This is a genomic window from Rahnella sp. ATs2 (assembly GCF_051851855.1).
Classification (GTDB): domain Bacteria; phylum Pseudomonadota; class Gammaproteobacteria; order Enterobacterales; family Enterobacteriaceae; genus Rahnella; species Rahnella variigena.
Map to the genome: position 1 here is coordinate 1 of NZ_JBLYPL010000057.1, position 1,108 is coordinate 1,108.

At 52.4% G+C, this 1,108-nt stretch carries 1 protein-coding gene and 1 pseudogene; both read left to right on the plus strand.

Annotated elements, in window-relative coordinates:
- Nucleotides 1–441, plus strand: a pseudogene (locus tag ACJY2G_RS25480) (hypothetical protein); the annotation flags it as partial.
- A 49-nt stretch (nucleotides 442–490) separates the two neighbouring features.
- Nucleotides 491–1,108, plus strand: a 618-nt coding sequence (locus ACJY2G_RS25485) for a DNA circularization N-terminal domain-containing protein (RefSeq protein WP_439292382.1), incomplete at its 3' end; no start/stop codon positions are given.

The following is a 1,108-nucleotide window of genomic DNA, read 5'->3' on the forward strand; positions in this document are numbered from 1 at the left end:
GATCCTGCAGTTCTCAAACGCATGATGACCGCCATGATCCGTCATGAAAATGGCAGTCAGCCTTACAGCGAAAATGATATTGACAGCGGCATTAATACCTCAATGACCGATCCGCGATGGAAGGTGCGGCAAGGTGTAATAACCAGCTATGAGATTAATCAGCCGGACGGCGGGACTGAAACCAACATTAATACACCGGCACCGGCTTTAGCAGGGACCACAGCAGGTGGAAAAGAACCCAATATCAATGTACCAAGCCCCGGCTCATCAGGGTCACCTGGTGGTGGGATCAGCGCACAACAAGTTGCCGACGTTTTATCTAAAGTACTAAAAGACAATAAAAATGAGATTGAACTGACACTGATTGATGGCCGGACCGGTGAACGTAAAAAATTATCCGGCACCGGGGGCAAAGTGACCACGGCTATGCCGATGCCCTGACATATCAACCTGACCCGCTTCGGCGGGTTTTCTTTTTCTGGAGGACCCGATGCCACTGTTACAAAACGCGCTGTCTTCGCTGCTGGGTTTTTCTGGTGACAGCTGGAACTGGCAGGATCACATTCACCCGGCGTCATTTCGGGGCGTCCCCTTCGCCATCATTGATGCTGACGGTAACTTCGGTCGCCGGCAGGCCATCCATGAATACCCATACCGGGACACAGCCTGGGTTGAAGATTTAGGGCGCTCTACGCGTCGCCTGACCTTAAATGGTTTCATCATTCAGTCCAGCCTTATCTACAGCGCTGCAGATGTCATGACTCAGCGGGATAACTTGATAGCGGCGTGTGAAAGCCAGGGGGCGGGCACACTGGTACATCCAACGTTGGGGGAGTTAACCGTCAGCATTCCAGACGGCGGCCTTAAGTTGCGGGAAAGCAAAGATTCCGAACGGGTTTTTGAATTTTCTCTCACGGTCATTGAGTCCGGATTGCGGGTTTTCGCTGTCACGGGGGCTGAGTCGGCGGCTTCTACGGTACAGACCTCCTGGCTGGCGCTGGCATCAAAATCTGCGGCCACGTTTATTGCGGAGGTTAATTCTGATTTACGCACAGTGACGCAGGCAATAAAAACCCTTAAGAGCACGGCTTCATTCTGGACCAGCATG